Consider the following 21,268-nt stretch of genomic DNA (forward strand, 5'->3'; position numbering starts at 1 on the left):
ATGTCCATCCGACCGCTTTCCGGCGTTCGCATTGTTGAAAGCGTGCGTGGTCCGCTGGCGATGATCGGGCGTTATCTTGCCGATCTGGGAGCGCAGGTCGATACTTTCGCACCCGATCCGGATCGCAGTGCCGAAACAATCGTCGCGCAAGCAGGCAAACGGATTCACGTCGAAGCGCTGACCGGGACCTCCGCCCTCATCGAACGAGCGCATATCGTCATCGCCGATCGTTCGGCGGACATCGACCTCGCCACGCTGCGCCGCGACCGACCCGCGCTAGTCACCATGACCGTCAGCGACTTCGGCGAAAACGGCCCGCTGGCGGATTGGCGCGCAACCGGCCCGGTCCTTCACGCACTGTCCGCCGTGCTGTCGCGTTCGGGCATTCGAGGCCGCGAGCCGCTGATCCCGCCCGGCGATCTTGCTTACCAGTGCGCCGCCCCGCAGGCCGTTTTTGCGCTGCTCGGCGCGCTCTATCGCGCACTCGGCGGCGGCGCAGGCGCGCATTTCGACTTCGCGGCACTCGACGGTGCGGTCCAAGGTCTCGATCCGGGCTTCGGCATCAACGGCAGCGCAACGATGGGCAAGCCGGTCGGGCTGCTGCTCCGCGATCGGCCGCGCGCCGGTTTCCAATATCCGATCATGCGCTGCGCCGACGGCTATGTGCGAATCTGCCTGCTCGCGAAGCGGCAGTGGCGCGGCATGTTCCGCTGGATGGGCGAGCCCGAGCAGTTCGCCTCGCCCGATTTCGACCGGACGTCGCACCGTTATGCGTCGGCCGACCTGCTTCCCTATATTGCAGGCTTCTTCGCCGACAAGCATCGCGTCGATCTGGAGCGCGAGGGGCAGGAGCATGGCGTGCCGATCGCGTCGGTGTTGACGCTCGGCGAGTTTCTCGACAGCTATCATGCGGCGGCGCGCGAGGCGGTGGCGACGCTCGGCGACGGGACACGGCTGCCCAACGGCTTCCTGACGGTCGACGGCGAGCGCATGGGACCGCTCCCCGTCCCGGAAGACGTCGCATTTCCCGCGGCAAGCGCTGTTCCTCCCCTCGCCCCCTTCGGCGACCTCAAGGTCCTCGACCTTGGTGTCATCGTCGTCGGCGCCGAGGGCGCGCGGTTGCTCGGCGATTTCGGCGCCGATGTGATCAAGATCGAAAGCCAGGCCTTCCCCGACGGCAGCCGCCAATCCTATCTGGAGCACGGCATGTCGGTCAGCTTCGCCGCCGGCCATCGCAACAAGCGCAGCCTGGGGCTGGACCTGCGCAGCGAGGCCGGGCGCGGATTGTTCCTCGACCTCGTGAAACAGGCCGACGTCGTCTGCTCGAATTTCAAACCCGGCACGATGGAGAAGCTGGGCCTCGGCGAGGCCGAACTGCGCGCGATCAACCCGCGGATCGTCGTTTCCGAAAGCTCGGCCTTCGGCGACACCGGACCCTGGAGCGGGCGCATGGGCTATGGTCCGCTCGTCCGTGCATCGACCGGGCTGACGCTTGCCTGGCGCTACCCCGACGACCCGCAGAGCTTCAGCGATTCGATCACAGTCTATCCCGATCATGTCGCAGGCCGCATCTGCGCGATCGGCGTTGCGGCGCTATTGATCCGCCGGCTGCGCACCGGGCTGGGCGGAGTTGCCAAGGTCGCGCAGTCCGAGGTGATGATCGGCCATTTCGCCGCCGACGTCGTGCGCGGCACGCCGGCGGGCGGTGCCCCGACCGACTGGCCGTGGGCCGCCTATCGCAGTGCGGGCGATGATGAATGGTGCGTGATCACCGTCGAGTCCGACGCCGACTGGGCGCGATTGTGCGACACCATCGGCTATGTCGAGGGCACGGCGTTCGATACGGCGGCCAAGCGGCTTGCCGCGCGCCCCGCGATCGATGAGCGGATCGAGGCCTGGCTGGCCGACCGCACGCCATATGACGCAGCCGAGATACTGCAGGCGGCGGGGATCGCCGCCGCCCCGATGCTGCGCCTCTCCGAACTTCCCGATTTTCCCTATTATCGCGAACGCGGCTTCTACCGGATCGAAGGTCACCCCTGGTTGCAGGAAGACGTGTTCGGCGATGCCTATATCGCGCGGACCGGCGACCTGCCCGCGCCGCCCCTGCGGCCCGCGCCGCTGAGCGGCGAGCAGAGCGCGGAGGTCATCGCCGACTGGCTCGGGGTCGACCCAGAGGGCATCGACGCACTCAAGGACAATGCCGTCCTCGAGCCGCTCACCGAACTGACCCGGCAACAGGCGGAGGCGCATATGGCAAGCCGCCAACCCGTGACCGCGACGGGGCGTCCCAAATAGGGCTCCCCGTCCCGTCTAACCGATGACGTGATAATCGTCCGACAGGAAGATCGGCGAATTGGGCAGGTCGATGAACTTTTTCTCGTCGGCGAGCAGCAGCGCACCCGCAACGCGCCCCGCCTCGGTCGTCCCGGCCGCAGTAAAGCTTGCCATATCGTCCCACCAGAGCTGCGCGACGCCGTCGAAATCGAGGCCCGATGAGCCCCTTACATCGGCCAGCGGAAAGGCGCCGGGCAGGGTCAGGCTGTGCGACTGGACATATTTGCGAATGCCGAGCGCCGCGGCATGTTCCCGGACCAGCGGGGCATGGCGGTTCCGCCAATAATCCTGAAACTGCGCGCGCGTCAGCCCGGGCAGCCGCTTCAGGCAGAAGGTTACTCGCAGCATCATCGTCTCTCCCATTCGCGCGGGCTTTATCCCGTCCCGCGCACTTCACCATTGCACGTCGGCATCGAATCTATATAGTGTAGATAAATGATGCAATGGCCGCTGGAAAGCGGCGGGAAAGGATGCGGGGCGAATGACCTATCATTCAGCAACGGGGCCGATCGGCGCCGAAGGGCGCTATTGGGATGCGCTTCTGGAAGGGCGGCTCGAATTGCCGCGCTGCACGGGTTGCGGCGAATGGCACTGGCCTGCGGTGTGGCGGTGCGGCAGCTGTGGCGGCTGGGACCATAAGTGGGTCGAGCAGCCGCTGACGGGCACGGTCTTCACCTACACCCGCACGCACCACCCGTTCGGCGGCACCGAATCCTTCGCCAAACCCTTTTCGACGCTCGTCGTCACCCTCGATACCGTGCCGGTGCGTCTGGTCGGCGTGCTCGAAGGCGACGAGGCGGGGCTGAAAATCGGCGCCCCCGTCACCGGCACCATCGCGCGCACCGCCTTCGGTGACGCAGAAATCCCTGCGCTGCGCTGGAGGCTTGCATGACCCCCAACCTGTCCGGCCTGACGGCCGCCGCCGGCGTCGGCTATCGCCAGTATAAGCGCGGCACCGCGCCCCTGCCCGAGCGCGGCGTGCTCGTCCACGCGATCGTAGATGCGTGCAAGGATGCGGGCTTCGACCCTGCCGACGTCGACGGCTTCGTCTCCTATGGCGACGACAAGAACGAGCCGGTGCGGCTGATGCCCGACCTCGGTACCAAGGCGATCAATTGGTCGGCGCAGGTGTGGGGCGGCGGCGGCGGCGGTATCGCGGGCGCCTTCGGCATCGCTGCCTCGGCGATCCTGACCGGCCAGGCGCGCGCGGTCGTCGTCTTTCGCGCACTGGTCGAGGGCAATAGCGGGCGGCTGTCGGCGGCCGTGATGGCGCACCACCTCAACGACCATATGGTGTCGTCGGGCATCCTCGCGCCCGCGCAGGTCTGCGCGATGCGTGCGCAGCGGATGTTCGAATATCACGGCGTGCCGTACGAGCTGTGCGAGGAACTGGTCCGCGCTTCCTATTACCACGGCAGCCGCAATCCTGACGCGGTCGCCTATGGCAAAGAGTTCGACCATGATGAGTATCGCGAGTCGCGGATCATCGCCGAACCCTTCCACCTCTTCGATTGCAGCCGCGAGAATGACGGCGCCGGGGCGATCCTGCTCGTGTCGACCGAGATGGCGCGCGACCTGAAGAAGAAACCGGTCAAATTGCTGTCGGTCGCGCAGGGCACCGAAGCAGGTTATGGCGACCTGCTCGAAAACGACGCGACCGACCTATACCCGACTGCGGGTTTCCGCGCCATCCGCGACCGGCTGTACGGCGCCGCCGGGCTGACCCCCGCCGATATCGACGTCGTCCAGCTTTATGAGAATTTCAGCGCGCAGGGCATCGCGTCGCTGATCGATCACGGTTTCTGCACCTACGAGAATGTCGCCGAGGTCGTGCGCTTCGAGAATCTGATCGCGCCGTCGGGCAAGCTGCCGGTCAACACCTCGGGCGGGAACCTCGCGCATGGTTTCGTCCACGGCTTCGTCACCGCGGTCGAAGCGGTGCGCTGCCTGCGCGGCGAAAGCCCGAACCCCGTGCCGGACGCGCGGACCTGTCTGCTCGCCGGCGGCCCCGGCGCGCCGACGATCAGTTCGGCAATCTTCGGGGTGGATTAACTGACGGTCGAGATGCCGCCACTGACCGGGAGCAGCACGCCGGTCACCCAGGCGCCCGCGCGCGACGAAAGATAGATCACCGCGCCCGCGATATCGTCCATCTCGCCCGCCCGTGCACCGAGCGGCGAAACGAATGCCTTGGGGACCTCGTCCGCCTCCCCCATACCGAGAAATTGCTCGGTCAGGCGCGAGGGGAACAGGCCCGGTGCGATCGCGTTGCAACTGATGTTGCGCTTGGCGAGATGGCGGCCGAGATGGCGCGACATCATCGCGACCCCGCTCTTGCTCGACGCATAGGCGAAATTTTCGAGATGGCCGGGGTTGAGCGCGGCGATCGACGCGATGTTGATCACGCGCGCCGGGTCGCCGGGGCTGGCGGCGCCTTCGAGCTGCGAGAGCAACTTGCGCGTCAGCAGGAAGGGCGTGGTGAGGTTGAGCCCGAGCACCGCGTCGAAATCCTCGCGCCCCTCGGCGTCGAGCGGGGTCGGGCGATCGGTCCCCGCATTGTTGACGAGGATATGAAGCGGCCGGTCGCCGAGCGCCTCGGCGATGCGCGCGATGCCGTCCTCGGTCGCGATATCCGCCACGACACCCTGCGCTTTGCCGCCCAATTCCCCGACAATCGCATCGACGTCGTCGGCGCCGCGCGCGACGACCCACACTTCGGCACCCGCCTGCGCCAGCCCACGCGCGATCATCCGGCCGATGCCCGAGGTCGCGCCGGTCACCAGCGCCCGCTTGCCCGCGACGTCGAACAGTCCGGCGGTGTAGTCGGCGCTCATGCGAGCGTGCCGGGCGCCTGCGGCAGGAAAACGGTCTTGACCTCGGTAAAGGGTTCGATCCCCTCGGGTCCGCCCTCGCGTCCGACGCCCGATTTCTTGAAGCCGCCGAACGGGTTGGTCAGGTCGAAATCGCGGCCGTTCTGGGTGAAATGGCCGGTGCGGATGCGCCGCGCGACGCCATAGGCGCGGTCGGTGTCGTGGGTGTAGACGCCGCCCGACAGGCCGAACGGACTGTCGTTGGCGATGGCGATCGCTTCCTCGACGCTGTCATAGGGGATGACCGCAGTGACAGGGCCGAAGATTTCCTCCTGTGCGATCGCCATGTCGTTGGTCGCGTCGGCGAACACCGTCGGTTCGACATAATAGCCGCTGTTGAGCGCGGGCGGGCGGCGGCCGCCGGTCGCGATGCGCGCACCCTCGGCAACGCCCTTGTCGAAATAGCTCGACACCTTGGCATGGTGCCGTGCCATCGCGAGCGGGCCCATCATCGTGTTCGCGTCGAGTGGGTCGCCGATGCTGGTCGCTGCCATCGCGGCGGCAAGGCTTTCGACGTAGGCATCCTTGCGTGCGCGCGGGACGAGCACGCGGCTGAAATTGATGCACACCTGGCCGCACAGCAGGGTGATCATCGGCGCGAGCGCGGGACCCATCGCCTCGGGCTCGAAATCGTCGAGCACGATCGCCGCCGACTTGCCGCCGAGCTCCATCGTGAAGCGCGCCATGCGCCCGGCGCAGACCTGGGCGATATGCAGCCCTACCTCGGTCGAGCCCGTGAAGGCGACTTTATCGATGCCGGGATGGCGGACGAGCAGGTCCGATGCCTCGCGGTCGGCGGGCAGCAGGTTGATTACCCCCTCAGGGAAACCCGCCTCCTCGGCGGCTTCGGCGAGCATGAACGCCTCCAGCGGGGTTTCGGGGGCGGGCTTCAGGATGACAGTGCATCCGGTCGCGAGCGCGGGCGCCAGCTTGATCAGCAACGAAGCGAGCGGCCCGTTCCACGGCGCGATCGCAGCGACGACGCCGACCGGCTCGCGCACCACCACCGCAACCTTCGACATCATGCCGTTCGACGGACGCACATCCTCGAACGGATATGCCTCGGCGAGCCCGGCATAATAGTCGAGCAGCCCTGCCGTGCCCGCACCCGAGCCCTGCGCCATCCAGATCGGCACCCCGACCTGCGATATCCACGCGCTGTCGAGCGCGGCGCCGCGACGCTGCAGTGCCTGCGACAGCGCGCGCATATAGGTCGCGCGTTCGGCGGCCGACATCCGCGGCCAGGGTCCCTCGTCGAACGCCTTGCGTGCCGCAGCGACGGCGCGTTCGACCTCGGGCGCGCCGGCAGCGACGACTTCGCCGAAGGCTTCCTCGGTCGCGGGGTTGGTCACCGTGAAGCGCCCGCTGCCCTCGACGGGAATCCAGCGTCCGCCGATGAAAAGCCGGTCGGGATGCGCCACCTGCGCGTTGGCTTGGCCGATCATTCTACTCTCCTGATCTCGTGTTCAGCGTTTGTGGTCGTCGTGCTCGGACAGGAATTTTCCGAAAGTCTCGCCGCCGCCGGGGGCGTCGGTCATGCTGGCGATCATCCAGTCATATTCGGCCTGCCAGCCCTCGATCGGTGTGCGCGTCAGGCTGCCGTCGACGAGCGTCTTGATGCCCTTGATCCCCTGCGGCGGATGCGCGGCGATGGCCGAGGCAAGCGCGATGGCGTGCGCGTCGAGGTCCGACGCCTCGACGACCGCATTGACCAGCCCGATGCGCTCTGCCTCCTCGGCTCCGACGACCTGCCCGGTCATCAGGATCGCCTTGGCGCGTGGTGCGCCAACCGCACGCGGCAGCGACCAGGTGGCATTGGCGCAGCCATAGCCGACGGCGGTGACCTTGAAGCGAAAGCCGGGGGTCGCGATGCGCATGTCGCAGGCGAGCGCGAGCAGCGCGCCCGCGCCGAAGCAGATGCCGTCGATCGCGGCGATGATCGGCAAAGGATGCGTGGCGACGCGCCCGAACACCGGATCGCGCCTCTCGAAGGCGCGGCGCATCGTCGCGGCATCGAAGCCGGCCATTTCATGGATGTCGAAGCCGGCGCTGAACGCCTTGCCCCCGCGCGCGCTTATTACAATGGCGCGGATATCGGGGTCGCTCGCGGCGCGGTCGAGCTGTTCGGCAAAGGCCGTAAAGGTCGGCGTGTCGTAGGCGTTGTGCACATCCGGCCGGTTGAAAATCAGGTGCAGCACGCCCGGCGCGGGGGTCGCGACGATCAGCGTCGGTTCGGTGGTCATCACTATATCCTCAGTTCCTGGACGGCACATGCGCCGTCTGGTCGGGGTCGAAGGCGGTCACCATCTCGTAACCCAGCGACGCTTCGAAAATCGGCATCGCATCGCGCAGCCAATGGTTGAGCGCGCGCTTGCTGAGCTCGACCGCGAGCGGCGAGCGCTCGGCGAGCGTCGCGGCATAACGCAGCGCGAGCGGCAGCACGTCGGCCGCGGGCACCGCGTCGGAAACGAGCCCGACGCGCTCCGCCTCGCGGCCGTTCAATTTGTCGCCGGTGAGCAGATAGCGCTTCGCCTTCGCCATCGAACAGAGCAAGGGCCAGACCATCGCAGCATGATCGCCCGCGGCGAGCCCGATGCGCAGATGGCCGTCCGAGAGGTTGGCCTCTTCGTTCACCACCGAAATATCGGCGAGCAGCCCGAGCGCGAGCCCGATCCCCGCCGCCGGGCCGTTGATTGCCGAGACGAGCGGTTTGCGCATCTCGATCAGTGCGGTCAGTATCTGCGACGTTTCGCGCATCATCCGGATCTTGTTGGCATAATCGTTGCCGTCGCCCGCGATGTCGGCCCAGTCGCCGCCGACGCAAAAGGCGCTCCCCGCCCCAGTCACGACCGCGGCGCGGGCATCCGGGTCGGCATCGATCAGCGCGGGTAGCCGCACGAGTTCGCTGTGCAGCACGTCGTTGGTCGCATTCATCCGCTCGGGCCGGTTGAGCGTCAACAGGACAATGCCGGGCGCCGGCCGCTCGACCGTTATGTACTCGAAGTCGTAGGCAGCGGTAGTGCTCATGCGTTGGTGCGGATCATCTCGGCGGCCTTTTCGCCGATCATGATCGTTGCGGCATTGGTGTTGCCGCTGGTGATCTGCGGCATGATCGAGGCGTCGGCGACGCGTAGCCGCCCGACCCCGCGCACGCGGCACTCGGGATCGACGACCGAGCCGGCGTCCGACCCCATGCGGCAGCTGCCGACGGGGTGATAGGTGATCATCGTCTTGGCGCGGACATAGGCCTCCCAGCCGGCATCGTCGGCCGGCACCGGGTCGGGCGAGCGGTCGCCGAGCGTGATCGCGCTCAGCGCGGGCATCGCGAACAGCCGGTCGACCAGCTTCATCGCGCCGATCAGCGTGTCGACGTCGGCACGCTCGCCGAGCAACTGGTGGTTGATCACCGGCTCGAGCGCATCGCCCAGCTCGACGCGGCCGCGTGACTTCGGCCGCGTCAGCGAGACGTTGATGCTGATGCACGGTTCCTTGGGCATCACCGCCTCGGCCGACGACACCGTCTCGGGCTCGACATTATAGGCAAGCGGCATGAAATGGAGCTGTACGTCGGGTTCGTCGAGCCCGTCGCGCGTCCGTGCGAGGCCCATCGCCTGTACCGCGGGGGCGCCCATCGGCCCCGTCTTGTTCCAGAAGAATTTGGTGAGGTGGCGGACCATGTCGAGCGGGCCGACCTGACTGTTGAGCGTCGGCACGCTGACGAACTTGTTCTGGGTGATGCCGGGATGTTCCTGCAGGTTGTGGCCGACCTCGGGCCGGTCGGCCTGCACCGCAATCCCGCGCGATTGCAGATAGTCGCCGGCACCGATCCCCGAGCGCAACAGCAGCGCCGGCGATCCCATCGACCCCGACGAGACGATCACTTCGCGGCGCGCGCGCAGCACCTTGGCATCGCCGCCCTGCCGGTAGCGGATGCCGACCGCCTCGCCATTTTCGAGAATGATCGTTTCGACATGCGCATGGGTCACGGTCGTCAGATTGGGCCGCTTCCGCGCGTCGCGAAGATAGGCCTTTTCGGTGCTGCAGCGCCAGCCGTCGCGCTGCGTCGCCTGCGTGAGATAGGCCCCCTCCATCTGCCCGCCGTTATAATCGTCGAGCCGCGCAAGGCCATATTGCTCGCAGGCGCGGAGGAAGAGATCGCACAGCGGATGCGGGTCGCGCATCGGCGACACCGACAGCGGCCCCTGCGATCCGTGACTCTGGTTCGGTGCGCCGTTCCAGCTCTCGCTGCGCAGGAAATAGGGAAAGACGCTGTCGAAATTCCACCCCGTCGCACCCAGCCGTTCCCACGCGTCGAAATCGGCGCGCGTTCCGCGGATATAGACCTGGCCGTTGATCGCGCTGCCGCCGCCGAGCATCCGCCCGCCCGACCAGATGAAGCGCCGCCCGTTGATCGATTCGTCGGGGAGCTGCCAATATTTCCAGTCGTATCGGTCGTCGACTAGCATCTTGGCGAAGCCGACGGGCATCTGGACCATCAAACCGGTCGATTCGCCGCCCGCCTCGACCAGCGCGACGCGGACGCCCGGATTCTCGCTGAGCCGGGCCGCCAGGACGCAACCCGCACTGCCGCCGCCCACGACGATATAGTCCGCTTCATAGTCCGCTTCCTCGCCCGCCATGACCTCTCCATCAATCGACTAATTAATTTTTCTCTGCATAAGCGCATTCATTGACACCGTCACCATGCAATATTAATTGATCGATTGAAAGTGGATTGATCCACCATGGCCGGGACGGGGAAAAGCATATGCCGAGCGTGAATTTCCATGCAGCGGACGGAAGCGTCGAGACGATCGAGATCGAGGTCGGCGATTCCGTCATGCGCGGCGCGCGTGACAATATGGTCGAGGGGATCGAGGCCGATTGCGGCGGGGTCTGCGCCTGTGCGACCTGCCACATCTACATCGCCCCCGACTGGCTAGAGCGTGTCGGCCCCGCCGGCGCCGACGAAAGCGAGATGCTCGACTGCGTCAACGACCCGCGCCCGAACAGCCGCCTTTCGTGCCAGATCGCGATGACCGACGATCTGGAGGGCTTGACAGTCTTCCTTCCCGAGTCCCAACGGTAGGCGGGGCGGAGACAACGGACATCAGCATGGACAAAGACAGCGGCTTGACGATCAAGGCAGCCCGGCGCGAGGAACGTTCGGCATCGGCCGAGGCGCTTTTGAACGCGACGGCGCAGCTGCTGTCCGAGGCGACGACGATCGACGTGTCGCTGAACGAGATTTCGCAGCGTGCGTCCGTGAACAGCGCGATGATCAAATATTATTTCGGCAACAAGGAAGGGCTGCTGCTCGCGGTGCTCGAACGCGACGCCGAGACTGCGATGACCGCGCTCAAAGCGCTCAGCGAAATGGACATTCCGGCGCAAAAGAAGCTGAAGATCCACATCAACGGCATCATCAACGCCTATTATCGCTCGCCCTACATCAACCGGCTGATCCACTATATGGTCGAGTCCGGCAGCCCCGCGGCGAGCAAGCGCGTCGCGCAAATCTTCATCGAGCCGATGATCGAGGTCTATCGCGACATCGTCGCGCAGGGGGTGCGCGAAGGCGTGCTGAAGGACGTCGATCCCGGACTGCTCTATTATTGCCTCGTCGGCGCGGCAGACCATATTTTCCACGCCGGCTATTCGGTGCCGTCGACCTTGGGGGTCGCGAAGCTCGACGATGGGATCAAGCAGAAATATGCCGAGATGGTCTGCGACATCTATCTGCGCGGCCTCGCGCCCTAAAGCCACCGCGTTCACGCCGGCTGTAGCGCGGTCACCTCGACCGCGATCCCGTCCATCAGCGTCGTCCCCGACACCGCCTCGACGACATCGGGGCCGTGCCCGAGCAGGATGTTGACGTTTGCGCCGCCGGCCCGGTTCGCGCGCTGCCAGCCGCCCGTGTCATGCCCGAAGCAATGCGGATAGGAAACGGTGCCGCGCCGGTGATCGTCATTGAGTTCGACCTCGACCTCGATCGCGCCGAAACGGTTCGACAAGGTCGCGCGGTCGCCGTCGGCGAGGCCGCGCTCGGCGGCATCGTCGGGATGGATATGCAAGGTCGGCTTCTGCGAGCGGATCAGCCGGTCGACATTGTGGAGCCAGCCATTGTGCGAGCGCATGTCGCGCCGCGACAGCAGCTTCAGCCCCTCGACCGGCGCCGCGGCGAACAGGCGGCCGAGTTCTGCGGCGACCATATCATCCCACAGATGGATACGGCCGTCGGCGTGCGCGATCTTCTCCTGATTGCCCCAGGGGATCGGGATATCGAGCATCACGCCGTGCGGATGCTCGCGCAATTTGTCGATCGACCAGTCGCCATGTACGCCCGCCGGCCCCTGCCGGATCGCGCCGTCGAGCACTTCGAGCGGGCGCATCTGCCCGCCCGCCGCCTGCGCCGCCACCTCATCGGGCGACGAAGCGGGCATGCGCAGCCCCATCCGCGCTAAAATCTCGCAAAAGGTGTCGAACTCGCTCCGCGCCTCGCCGACCGGCGCGATCACCGGCTCGGCATATTGCAGGAAGGGCTGCACCATGCTCATGAACGGCACCATCGGCAGGTCGGCACGCTCGTAGAAGGTCAGGCCGGGTAATACATAATCGGCGTAGGACCCTGCCTCGTTGATATAGAGGTCGAAGGACACCGATAGCTCGAGCTGTTCGAGCCCGCGCCGCAACCGGTCACCCCCCGGCGCCGCGAGCAGCACATTGCCGCCAAGCGACAGGAGCGCGCGGACCTTGCCCGGTCCGGGTTCGAGAATGTCGTCGGGCATCACCGCCGAGGGCAGGAATTGCGTCACGCTGGGGAAATTGCCGACGCGACTGCGCACCTCGTCATAGCCGCCAGCGGTAGCACGGTCGCTGCCCGCAAGCACCGGCGTCGCGAACGTGCTACCCCCTTCGTGTCCGAAGGTTCCGCCGACCATGTTGAGCGCCGACAGCAGGAAGTTCGCGAGCGTCGCATGCGGCCCGCGGCAGATGCCGACGCGGCCGTAGCACACCGACTTCGGGCTGGCGGTCAGCCGCCGCGCGAGGGTCTTGATCGTTTCGACATCGATGCCCGTGCGCTGCGCGGCATCGGCATAATCGATACCCGCAAGCGCCACCTGCAACTCGCCCCAACCCGCGCAGCGTTCGGCGAGGAACGCCTCATCGGCCAGCCCCTCGTCGGCGAGCGTCTTGAGCATCGCCAGCATCAGCCAGCAATCCGAATTGGGCTCGATCGCGACATGTTCGTAGCGCGCCGCGGTCTCGCTGCGCCGCGGATCGACAACGACGACCCCGCCGCGCGCCGCGACCGCGTCGAGCTGGTGCCGGACGCGCGGGGTGAAGATCAGCGAGCCGTGCGAGATCAGCGGGTTGGCGCCGAAGATCAGCATGAAGTCGGCATTGTTGACGTCGGGCACGTCGATCGTCAGCGGGCTGCCGTAAAGTATCCAGTTCGCGGTAAAGCGCGCGTTGGTGTCCTGCGACCCCGCGCCATAAATCTTGGTCGTTCCCAGCGCCTTCAGGAACATGCGGAAGCCCGTCATGCCGTCGGTGGCATAGGCGGGCGGATTGCCCTGATAGCTCGCCACCGCATCGGGACCATGTTCGGCGATGATCGCCGAAAGCCGCGCGGCGATATCGCCCAGCGCCTCGTCCCAACTCACCGGCTCGAAACGCCCCGGCGCGACACGCTTCATCGGCCGCGTCACGCGGTCGGGGTCGTGGGTCACGCCATGATAGGCGATACCCTTCACGCAGGCATGACCCTGTGACGACGGGTTGTCGGGGTCGGGCCGCGCGCGCACCACCTTGCCGTCCTCGACCGTCGCCACCAGCCCGCACACCGCCGTGCAGATGCGGCAGAAGGTGATATGGTCGCCGTCCTCGCCCGTCGCTGGCCGCATGATTCGCTCCAGTTAGTTGATCGGTTAGAACCTCTCATCCTTTTCGCCGACTGTCCATATTCTTCGAAATGTAAAGTCGCCACAGATCGATGAAATAGCCGAAAAGTGCCGTTTTTCTGTTAGCGCGCCCCGAAAACAATTAATCGATTGGTTGACACGGCTTGCCGTTTGATCGAAATTGCATCGCGAAAAGGCCCGCGGGTGGCACAGGCGAGAGGATCGATCGATGGCGGACGTCAAAGACTATGCGGTGGAAGAATTCAGCCAGCACGACCGCACGCTGATGCAGCGCCCTTATGACTTCTATGACAAGGTCCGCGCCGGCGGCTGTCCGGTCGCCCGGTCGGAACAGCTCGGCGGCTTCTGGTACACCACCAACTATGCCGCAACGCGCCGCGTCTATGACGATTTCCGGACCTTCAGTTCGGCCGACGGCACTGCTCTCCCCAAGCAGCCGCTGGCACTTTATCCCATCGACCTCGATCCGCCGCAGCAGACGCGGATGCGCAAGCTGCTCAACCCGATCTTCCTGCCCGACGCGATCCAGAAATATCGCCCGCGTTTCGAGGCGATCATCACCGAGCTGCTCGACGCGATCGTCCCGGTCGGCGAGGCCGAATTGCAGGAACAGCTTGTCCGCCCGACGCTCGCGACGGTGATCATGCCCTTCCTCGGCGTACCCCGCGCGGACTGGGAAACATTGTCGCACAAGATCGACTTCCTCACCCGCATGCGCGTCGAGGATCCCGAAACCTGCGGCCAATATGGCCTCGAACTCAGCCAGTATCTGTATGAATTTGCCGCGCGGCGGCGGCAGTCGCCGCCCGAGGACGATCTGATGCAGACGCTGATCGACGCCGAAATCGGCGGAGAAAAGCTGACCGATGACGAAATCGTCGGCATTGCGACGCTGGTGCTGTTCGGCGGGCTCGACACGACCAGCGCGGTCGCCGGCATGTCGCTCTGGTACCTGATCGAACATCCCGAGGAGCGCGCAAAGCTGCTGAACGGCGAGATCGATTTCCCGACCGCGCTGCAGGAATTCGTGCGCTATGCCTCGCCGATCCAGGGCCTCCGCCGCACCGTCACGCGCGACACCGAGCTCGAGGGCTGTCCGCTCAAGGCCGGCGACTATATCATGGCGATGAACGGCGCCGCGAACCACGACCCAGGCCATTTCGCCGACCCCAACGAGGTCCGCTTCGACCGCGCGGTGCGCAGCGAGCATGACCATCTGGGCTTCGGCGGCGGCGCGCATATCTGCATCGGCCAGCATTTCGCCAAGGCGCTGCTCGAAATGATGATCCGCTCGATCTTCGAGCGCCTGCCCGACCTCAAGATCCGCTCCGATTTCCAGCCCGATTTCGCGGTCGGGGAATCGCGGGTGCTCAAAACGCTGCCGGTCACCTTCCGCGCGTCCTGACCATGTTCTAGGGTGGGGCCGTAACCCGCTGTCCCACCCTGTCGACAGGATCCCGACGTGCTCAAACTGACTGCCGAAGAAGCCGAATTTCGCGATGCCGTGCGGACGTTTTTCGCACGTGACTATCCCGCGCACGTCATCGCCAGGAACAAGGCGGGGCAGCGGCTTACCAAGCAGGATCATATCGACGCGCAGCGCGCGCTGAATGCGCGCGGCTGGCTCGGCGTCGGCTGGCCGCGCGAGGTCGGCGGCACCGGCTGGACGCCGACCGAACGCTATATCTTCGATCAGGAACTCGAACTCGCGCACGCCGCCGCGATCATTCCGATGGCGGTGATCTATATCGGGCCGATCATCGCGGCGTTCGGATCGGAACAGCAGAAGGCTGAATGGCTGCCCGCGATCCTCGAATCGCGCAGTTTCTGGGCGCAGGGCTATTCGGAACCCGAAGCCGGGTCCGATCTCGCTTCGTTGCGCTTTTCGGCGGTGCGCGACGGCGACGATTATATCCTCAACGGCACGAAGATCTGGACGTCGGGCGCGCAGTGGGCCGACTGGATCTTCTGCCTCGCGCGCACCAGCCGCGAGGAGCGCAAGCAGCAGGGCATTTCGCTGATCTGCGCGCCGCTCGATCTGCCCGGGATCAGCGTCCACCCGATCCGGTTGATCGACGGGTCGGACGAGCTCAATCGCATCGAATTCGACAATGTCCGCGTGCCGGTCACCAACCGCATCGGCGACGAGGGTCAGGCCTGGCACTATGCCAATGTGCTGCTCAAGAACGAGCGACTGTCCTACGCGCATATCGGATCGAAGAAGCGCGATCTCGCCAAGCTGCTCGAAGAAGCGGCGCGGCTGCCCGCGAACGGCGGCGGCACGATGGACCGTGACGCCGCTTTCCGCCTCGCCCATGCCCGCGTCGAGGCGCGGCTCGCGGCGATCGAAGCCTCGATCCTGCGCGCGCTGCGCGGCGAGATTTCGATGGCGACCGCGGCGGCGCTCAAGATCGCCTGCACCGAATGCGCGCAGGCGATCACCGAACTGGCCATCGACCTCGCCGGCCGTAACCGGCTGCCGATGCTCGATCGCGGCGGCGCCGACTGGGCAGCGGCAGCACCCGCGACCTCGCCATTCGGCCCGGTGGCGGTGCAATCCTATCTCTTCGAGCGCGCCCAAACGATCTACGGCGGCTCGACCGAAGTGCAGAAGAATATCATCTGGCGCTCGCTGGCGGGGATGGCACGATGAGCGCGCCGCTATCCGAAACCGAACAGACGATGCTGCGGGACGCGGTGCGGGGGTATCTCAGCAGGGACGAAGCTCCTCGCTGGCCCGATTTCGCCGAACGGCTCGGCATCGGCGACGCGCTGCTCGACACGCGGCAGGGTGCGATTATCGCCGAAGAGATCGGCCGCACCTGCGCGCATCTGCCCTTCGCCGACGCGGCAACGGCGGCGTGGCTGCTCGATCGCTGCAACGCCCCGGCCTTGCCCGCCGCAGTAATCGCGACCCTCGCCTGGGCCGAGCCCGCTATGCGCTACGATTTTGCAGGCATCGAGACGCACGCACGGCGCGACGGCGACGGCTGGCGTCTCGACGGGACCAAGGCGGTCGTCGGCTGGGCGGCCGAAACCGATGTCCTATTGGTCGCCGCGCGCACCGGTGGCGACGCGCTGTCGCTCTTCCGGATCGACCCCGCGCGGACCGCAGGCCTCCGGCTGTCGCCCTATCGGACGATCGATCGCCACCCCGCCGCCGATCTGATTTTCGAGGGCCAAGCCCTCCCCGCCGAAGCCCTGATCGGCCCCGAAGGCGGCGCGCTCGACCTGCTCGAAGAAGCCCGCGACCGCGCGCTCGCGCTGCTCGCCGCCGAGGCGGTAGGCCTGCTCGACAGCCTGCTCGAACAGACGATCGCCTACACCGGCCAGCGGCGCCAGTTCGGCCAGCCGATCGCCGGCTTTCAGGCGCTCCAGCACCGCATGGTCGACATGTATCTCGAATGCGAGCTGGTGCGCTCGTCGGCCTGGCTCGCGGTCGAGGCACTCGGGGAAGCCGCTCCCGATCGCGCCCGAGCGGTGTCGAGCGCGATGGTCAATGTCGCCCGCGCCTGCCGCTTTGTCGGGCAGCAGGCGATCCAGCTTCACGGCGGCATGGGAATGACGGACGAGCTGCCGGTCGGCCATTATGTGAAGCGCGCGATGGCGATCGAGGTGCTGTGGGCGGATAGCGACTGGCACCTCGCCCGGATCGCCGGGATCTAGGCCGGGCGCGCATGCCGGAACCGCCGATGCGCCCTCGCCCGTCAGGCCGGTTTCTTCGGTACGAAGATCACCTTCGGAAAGGTGAATTCGCGCAGGCCATCGGCGCCATTCTCGACCCCGAAGCCCGACTGCTTCGCGCCGGCGAAGGGGATATGCGGGCCGTTCTGGAAATTGTCGTTGATCCAGACGGTGCCGGTTTCGATCCGATCGGCGAGTGCGACCGCCGCGTCGATATCCTTCGACCAGACCGCGCCCGCGAGCCCGTAATCGCAATCATTGGCGCGCGCGACGACATCGTCGATGTCGGAGAAGCGCAGCAGCGGCAGCACCGGGCCGAACGCCTCCTCGGTCACCACCGCAGCGTCCTCGGGCGGGTTGTCGACGAGGGTGATCGGGATGAAATAGCCGTCGCCCTCGGGCACGTCGGCGCCCTGCAGCAAGCTCAGCCCCTCGGCACGCGCGCTGTCGATCAGGCTGCGGACGCGGTCATATTGGGCGCGGTTCTGGACCGGACCATATTGCACCCCCTGCTGCGCCCCGTCGCCGACCACCGCGTCCTTCGCGAGCCGGTGGAAGGCGGCCAGCATCTCGTCATAGATATCGTCGTGGATATACATGCGCTTGGTCGCGATGCAGACCTGCGCGGTGTTGTAGAAGGACCCGAAGAACAGCTTCGGCGCGACCTCGGCGACGTCTACGTCGGGCAGCACGATCGCGGCATCGTTGCCGCCGAGTTCGAGCGTGATGCGCTTGAGGTCGCGCGATGCCGCCTCCATCACCCGCTTGCCCGTCGCGGTCGAGCCGGTGAAGCTGATCTTCGCAAAGCCCGGATGCGCGGTCATCAGCGGACCGAGCGCATCATCGCCCGAGATGACGTTATAGACCCCGGCGGGCAGGATATCGCGCCACAGTTCGGCGAGCTTCAGCGAACAGAGCGGCGTGTAGGGCGAGGGCTTCAGCACCATCGTGTTACCCGCGAGCAAGGCCGGCGCGATTTTCCACATCGCGAGCAGGAACGGAAAATTCCACGGTACGATCGCGGCGACGACGCCCAGCGGCTCGTGCTTGACGATCACCTGCCGCGTGTCGCTGTCCTCGACCACTTCGTTGGGCAGGTCCTGCCGCGCGACCGACTTCAGCCACCAGGCGCCCATCTGCACCTCACCCTTGGCAAGCGCGGTCGGCCGCCCCTGTTCGGCGACGAACAAGGCGGCAAACTGATCAAGGTGCGGCTCGATCGCCTTCGCCGCTTTGACCAGCAGTTCGCGCCGTCCCTCCCAGCCGAGCGCCGTCCACGCCGGCAGCGCGCGCTTCGCCGCGGCGACCGCGAGGTCAAGTTCGGCCTGCCCCGCCGCGGGAGCCGAAGCAAAGGCCTTGCCCGTCGCGGGATTGATCACGTCGACGCGCTCCGCAGTGTCGACCGCAGCGCCATCGATGGTCAGCGTGTAGTTGGTGGTGAAGTCCATTTTAGTCTCGCCCATTTCGTTCGGAAATCCGGTTCTCGTCCCCGGATTTGCAGCATTTGCGGCGATAATCAAATGATATTAGATATTAGGTTCAATTCATGAGGAGCAGGCGATGACCGAGAGCCAGCCGAAGCGGCTCCAGCCCGGCGAGGACGGGGTGCATGTCACCTTCTGCCGCCTCTGCGAAGCGCATTGCGGACTTGCTGCCAAGGTCGAGGGCGGCCGCATCACCGACGTCCAGCCCGACAAGGAAAATCCCCATTCGTTGGGCCATGTCTGCCTGAAAGGCATCGCCTTCCACAATGTCACCTACGACCCCGACCGCATCCTGACCCCGCTGAAGCGCGTCGGCGGCCCGGGCGAGTTCGCGCCGGTTGGCTGGGATGAGGCGCTGGACGATATCGCAGTACGGCTCGGCCAGGTGATCGAAACCCACGGCCCCGACGCGGTGGCATCGTACAAGGGCAATCCGATCGCCTTCGGCATCGACGTATCTTTCAGCCTGAAAGCCTTTCTCAAGACGCTGGGTATCACCAAATATTATGGCGCGGGGTCGCAGGATACCAACGCACGGCTGACCGCCTGTTATCTCGCTTTCGGGTCGGCGGTGACCTATGACATCCCCGACCTGCCGCATACCGATATGCTGCTCATGTTCGGCGCCAATCCGCTGGTTTCCAATGGATCGATGGTCTGGTCGCCGCGCGTGCGCCACGACCTCGACGCGATCGCCGAACGCGGACGCGTCGTCGTCGTCGACCCCCGCCGCACCGAGACTGCGCGCCGCTACCAACATGTCGCGGTGCGCGCCAATGGCGACATCTGGCTGCTGCTCGCGCTGCTCCGGGTCCTGATCGACGAAGAATTGTACGATGCCGACTATGTCGCCGCGCATACCGATGGCTTCGCGGACTTGGCAGCCGCCGTCGCGCGGAACGACCTCACCGACTGTGCCGAGCGTGCGGGCGTCGATGTCGACACGATCCGCGATCTCGCGCGCAGCTTCGCCGCGACGCCGCGCGCGGTCGCCTATGGCCGTCTCGGCGTGTGCCGCGGGCCGCATGCGACGCTCGAGAATTTCCTGCTGATCGCGCTCAACCTGCTCGGCGGCAAATTGGGCCGTCAGGGCGGCGCGATCTTCAGCCGCACGATCCTCGGCGGATCGCAGAAGGTGCTGACCGGCGGCTATGGCGACACACGCAGCCGCGTCGGCGACTTCCCCAGCGTCGCGCAGTTCCTCGCCTCGGCAATGCTGCCCGCCGACATACTGGAACCCGGCCCCGGACAGGTGCGCGCGATGATCCTGACCGGCGGCAACATGGTGATGTCGGCGCCAGGCGGGCAGGCGCTGGTCGATGCGCTTGGGCAACTCGACCTGATCGTCGCGCTCGACCTCTACCAGACCGAAAGCAACCGCTACGCCGACTATATCCTGCCCGTCCCGACCTTTTTCGAGCGCGACGATTATCCGATGGCGGGGCTCGGCTCGATGATCCGCCCCTTCGTGCAGGTCACCGATGCGGTCATCCCCCCGGTGGGCGAGGCGCGTTCCGAATGGGAGATTTTCAACGCGATCCTGACCCGCATGGGCAAGCCGACGCACGGCCGGCCGATGGACGATCTCGACAAGGCCTTCCGCCTCGGCCCCGCCGGCGACGACATGGGCGCGCGCGACGGATGGAGCTTCGACAAGCTCCGCGACGTGCCGCACGGCGTGATGGTCGACCTGCCCGATCCCTATGCTCCATGGCCGCGCATCGCCGACGGGCGCGCGAAGCTGTGGCATGCGATGATCGCCGACGAGTTCGCGCGGCTGACGCCCGCACCGACCGATACGCTGCGCCTGATCACGCACCGCGACATCCGCTCGCTCAACAGCTGGCTGCACAATGTACCGCGTCTCGTCCGCAGCCAGCATCCCGAATTGCTGATGCATCCCGACGATGCCGCGCGGCTGGGCGTGAGCAATGGCGAGGCCGTCGACCTGTCGACCGGCGCCGCCACGGTCATCGTCTGCATCGCGGTCACCGATGACATGCGCCCCGGCACTGTCAGCTATCCGCACGGTTGGGGCCACCACGGCGGCTGGCAGCATGCCAATGCGCAGGGCGGCAGCAACATCAACTGGCTGCTCCCGGTCGGTCCGGAGGCGGTCGAGGCGATCTCGGGCACGACGATCATGGACGGACTGGAGGTATCGATCCGCAAGATCGCCGACGCAGCGTGACGAATTTGCGACTTGTTCGCACTGCCAGCCTTGCTAACGACGACGCGATGCAGCATTCCCCGTCGCGGGGCAGGAGATCAGGTGATGGACAGCGGCCCGGTGGCAGCCCGGACGGACGACAATTCGACGCAGGAGCGCATCCTGCGCGCCGCCTATGATTGTTTCGAGCAATATGGGATCGGCAAGACGACGATCGAGAATATCGCGAGCCGTGCCAAGGTGTCGCGTCCAACCGTCTATAAATATTATCCGAGCAAGGATGCGATCCTCGACGAGATTTCAGTGCGAGAGACGTGGCGGGTCAACAGCGAAGTGCGGCGGCGGCTGGTGCGCTCGGACGATTTCGCCGATTTCCTGTCCGACACGCTGCTGCTCGTCATCCGGCTGGCGAACGAGAATATCTATATTCGCCGCATGGTCGAAAGCATCGAATTTCAGGAATCGGTAATCTCGCCGAGCAGCCTGATGCAGCAGTTGCAGCGCACCTGGTGGGCGAACATGTTCGAACAGGCGCGCGCCCGCGGCGACATCGCAACCGACCTCGAGATCGACGAATGCATCTACTGGCTCGCGCGGGCACAAGCGATGCTGATGCTGCAGGTCGCTTCGCCACAGATCGACGATGCCGAAAAGCGCCGCTTTATCCGGCGTTTCATCGTCCAACCCCTGCTCGCGGGCAGCGAAATCCGCTGAGGTCATCACAGGCGGCTTGACGCCTCCTCTCCAAGCTGACACAGCTATTTAATCAATCGATTAAATAGCCGCGAAAATCGCGAC

General features: G+C 66.0%; 18 protein-coding genes. 10 read left to right on the forward strand and 8 right to left on the reverse strand.

What is annotated here, in order from left to right; translation table 11 throughout:
• The first annotated feature begins 42 nt into the window (after positions 1–42).
• Entirely contained in the window at positions 43–2,298 is a 2,256-nt protein-coding gene (locus tag AN936_RS15045; RefSeq protein ID WP_234715588.1) for a CaiB/BaiF CoA-transferase family protein, read from the forward strand.
• A 15-nt stretch (positions 2,299–2,313) separates the two neighbouring features.
• Here the strand turns inward: AN936_RS15045 and AN936_RS15050 are convergent, their stop codons facing one another.
• Entirely contained in the window at positions 2,314–2,688 is a 375-nt protein-coding gene (locus AN936_RS15050; protein ID WP_234715589.1) for an EthD domain-containing protein, read from the reverse strand.
• Between the two features lie 130 nt (positions 2,689–2,818).
• On the opposite strand from AN936_RS15050, the gene AN936_RS15055 reads away from it, so the two are divergent.
• Together AN936_RS15055 and AN936_RS15060 are read left to right on the forward strand one after the other, a co-directional pair.
• Positions 2,819–3,229 carry a Zn-ribbon domain-containing OB-fold protein gene (locus tag AN936_RS15055; protein ID WP_054588810.1) on the forward strand — a complete coding sequence of 137 codons (411 nt, stop codon included), beginning with the start codon at positions 2,819–2,821 and terminating at the stop codon, positions 3,227–3,229.
• Positions 3,226–4,389 (forward strand): thiolase C-terminal domain-containing protein, encoded by a 1,164-nt coding sequence (locus AN936_RS15060; protein WP_054588811.1) that lies wholly within the window; start codon positions 3,226–3,228, stop codon positions 4,387–4,389. Before AN936_RS15055 ends, AN936_RS15060 begins: the two co-directional genes overlap by 4 nt.
• On the opposite strand, the gene AN936_RS15065 is transcribed toward AN936_RS15060, so the two are convergent.
• The 5 genes from AN936_RS15065 to AN936_RS15085 are packed head-to-tail and all read right to left on the reverse strand — an operon-like array spanning position 4,386 to position 9,847.
• On the reverse strand, positions 4,386–5,171 hold the full coding sequence (locus tag AN936_RS15065) for an SDR family NAD(P)-dependent oxidoreductase (RefSeq protein WP_054588812.1): 786 nt from the start codon (positions 5,169–5,171) through the stop codon (positions 4,386–4,388). The two genes, AN936_RS15060 and AN936_RS15065, sit on opposite strands and share 4 nt — an antisense overlap.
• Positions 5,168–6,652, reverse strand: coding sequence for an aldehyde dehydrogenase (locus AN936_RS15070; protein ID WP_054588813.1), 1,485 nt, complete (start codon positions 6,650–6,652; stop codon positions 5,168–5,170). Before AN936_RS15070 ends, AN936_RS15065 begins: the two co-directional genes overlap by 4 nt.
• Before the next feature lie 21 nt (positions 6,653–6,673).
• Positions 6,674–7,450, reverse strand: coding sequence for an enoyl-CoA hydratase/isomerase family protein (locus tag AN936_RS15075; RefSeq protein ID WP_054588814.1), 777 nt, complete (start codon positions 7,448–7,450; stop codon positions 6,674–6,676).
• Positions 7,451–7,460: 10 nt separating this feature from the next.
• On the reverse strand, positions 7,461–8,234 hold the full coding sequence (locus AN936_RS15080) for an enoyl-CoA hydratase-related protein (protein ID WP_054588815.1): 774 nt from the start codon (positions 8,232–8,234) through the stop codon (positions 7,461–7,463).
• On the reverse strand, positions 8,231–9,847 hold the full coding sequence (locus AN936_RS15085) for a GMC family oxidoreductase (protein ID WP_054588816.1): 1,617 nt from the start codon (positions 9,845–9,847) through the stop codon (positions 8,231–8,233). The genes AN936_RS15080 and AN936_RS15085 overlap by 4 nt, the downstream gene beginning before the upstream one ends.
• 128 nt (positions 9,848–9,975) lie before the next feature.
• On the opposite strand from AN936_RS15085, the gene AN936_RS15090 reads away from it, so the two are divergent.
• Both AN936_RS15090 and AN936_RS15095 read left to right on the forward strand, forming a co-directional pair.
• Entirely contained in the window at positions 9,976–10,296 is a 321-nt protein-coding gene (locus tag AN936_RS15090) for a 2Fe-2S iron-sulfur cluster-binding protein (protein ID WP_054588817.1), read from the forward strand.
• Between the two features lie 26 nt (positions 10,297–10,322).
• The gene (locus AN936_RS15095; protein WP_054588818.1) at positions 10,323–10,967 is read left to right on the forward strand and encodes a TetR family transcriptional regulator; all 645 of its coding nucleotides are present in this window, start codon (positions 10,323–10,325) and stop codon (positions 10,965–10,967) included.
• 11 nt (positions 10,968–10,978) lie between these two features.
• Here AN936_RS15095 and AN936_RS15100 read toward each other — a convergent pair whose 3' ends face one another.
• Positions 10,979–13,114 (reverse strand): molybdopterin-containing oxidoreductase family protein, encoded by a 2,136-nt coding sequence (locus AN936_RS15100; protein WP_054588819.1) that lies wholly within the window; start codon positions 13,112–13,114, stop codon positions 10,979–10,981.
• A 226-nt stretch (positions 13,115–13,340) separates the two neighbouring features.
• Between AN936_RS15100 and AN936_RS15105 the strand changes: the two genes are divergently transcribed.
• From AN936_RS15105 to AN936_RS15115, 3 genes are read left to right on the forward strand one after another with little or no spacing between them, the layout of a single operon-like run.
• Entirely contained in the window at positions 13,341–14,537 is a 1,197-nt protein-coding gene (locus AN936_RS15105) for a cytochrome P450 (RefSeq protein ID WP_054588820.1), read from the forward strand.
• 57 nt (positions 14,538–14,594) lie between these two features.
• Positions 14,595–15,785, forward strand: a complete 1,191-nt coding sequence (locus AN936_RS15110) for an acyl-CoA dehydrogenase family protein (protein ID WP_054588821.1) — start codon at positions 14,595–14,597, stop codon at positions 15,783–15,785.
• Positions 15,782–16,798, forward strand: a complete 1,017-nt coding sequence (locus AN936_RS15115; RefSeq protein ID WP_054588822.1) for an acyl-CoA dehydrogenase family protein — start codon at positions 15,782–15,784, stop codon at positions 16,796–16,798. The genes AN936_RS15110 and AN936_RS15115 overlap by 4 nt, the downstream gene beginning before the upstream one ends.
• A 41-nt stretch (positions 16,799–16,839) precedes the next feature.
• On the opposite strand, the gene AN936_RS15120 is transcribed toward AN936_RS15115, so the two are convergent.
• Positions 16,840–18,279, reverse strand: coding sequence for an aldehyde dehydrogenase family protein (locus AN936_RS15120; RefSeq protein WP_234715590.1), 1,440 nt, complete (start codon positions 18,277–18,279; stop codon positions 16,840–16,842).
• A gap of 97 nt (positions 18,280–18,376) precedes the next feature.
• Here AN936_RS15120 and AN936_RS15125 point away from each other — a divergent pair, with 97 nt between their 5' ends.
• Together AN936_RS15125 and AN936_RS15130 are read left to right on the forward strand one after the other, a co-directional pair.
• Complete coding sequence (locus AN936_RS15125; protein ID WP_054588824.1) at positions 18,377–20,491, forward strand: molybdopterin-containing oxidoreductase family protein; 2,115 nt, start codon at positions 18,377–18,379, stop codon at positions 20,489–20,491.
• A gap of 84 nt (positions 20,492–20,575) precedes the next feature.
• Positions 20,576–21,184 carry a TetR/AcrR family transcriptional regulator gene (locus AN936_RS15130; RefSeq protein ID WP_054588825.1) on the forward strand — a complete coding sequence of 203 codons (609 nt, stop codon included), beginning with the start codon at positions 20,576–20,578 and terminating at the stop codon, positions 21,182–21,184.
• The last annotated feature ends 84 nt before the right edge of the window (positions 21,185–21,268 follow it).

This window comes from Sphingopyxis macrogoltabida (assembly GCF_001307295.1).
In the GTDB taxonomy this organism is placed as follows: domain Bacteria; phylum Pseudomonadota; class Alphaproteobacteria; order Sphingomonadales; family Sphingomonadaceae; genus Sphingopyxis; species Sphingopyxis macrogoltabida_B.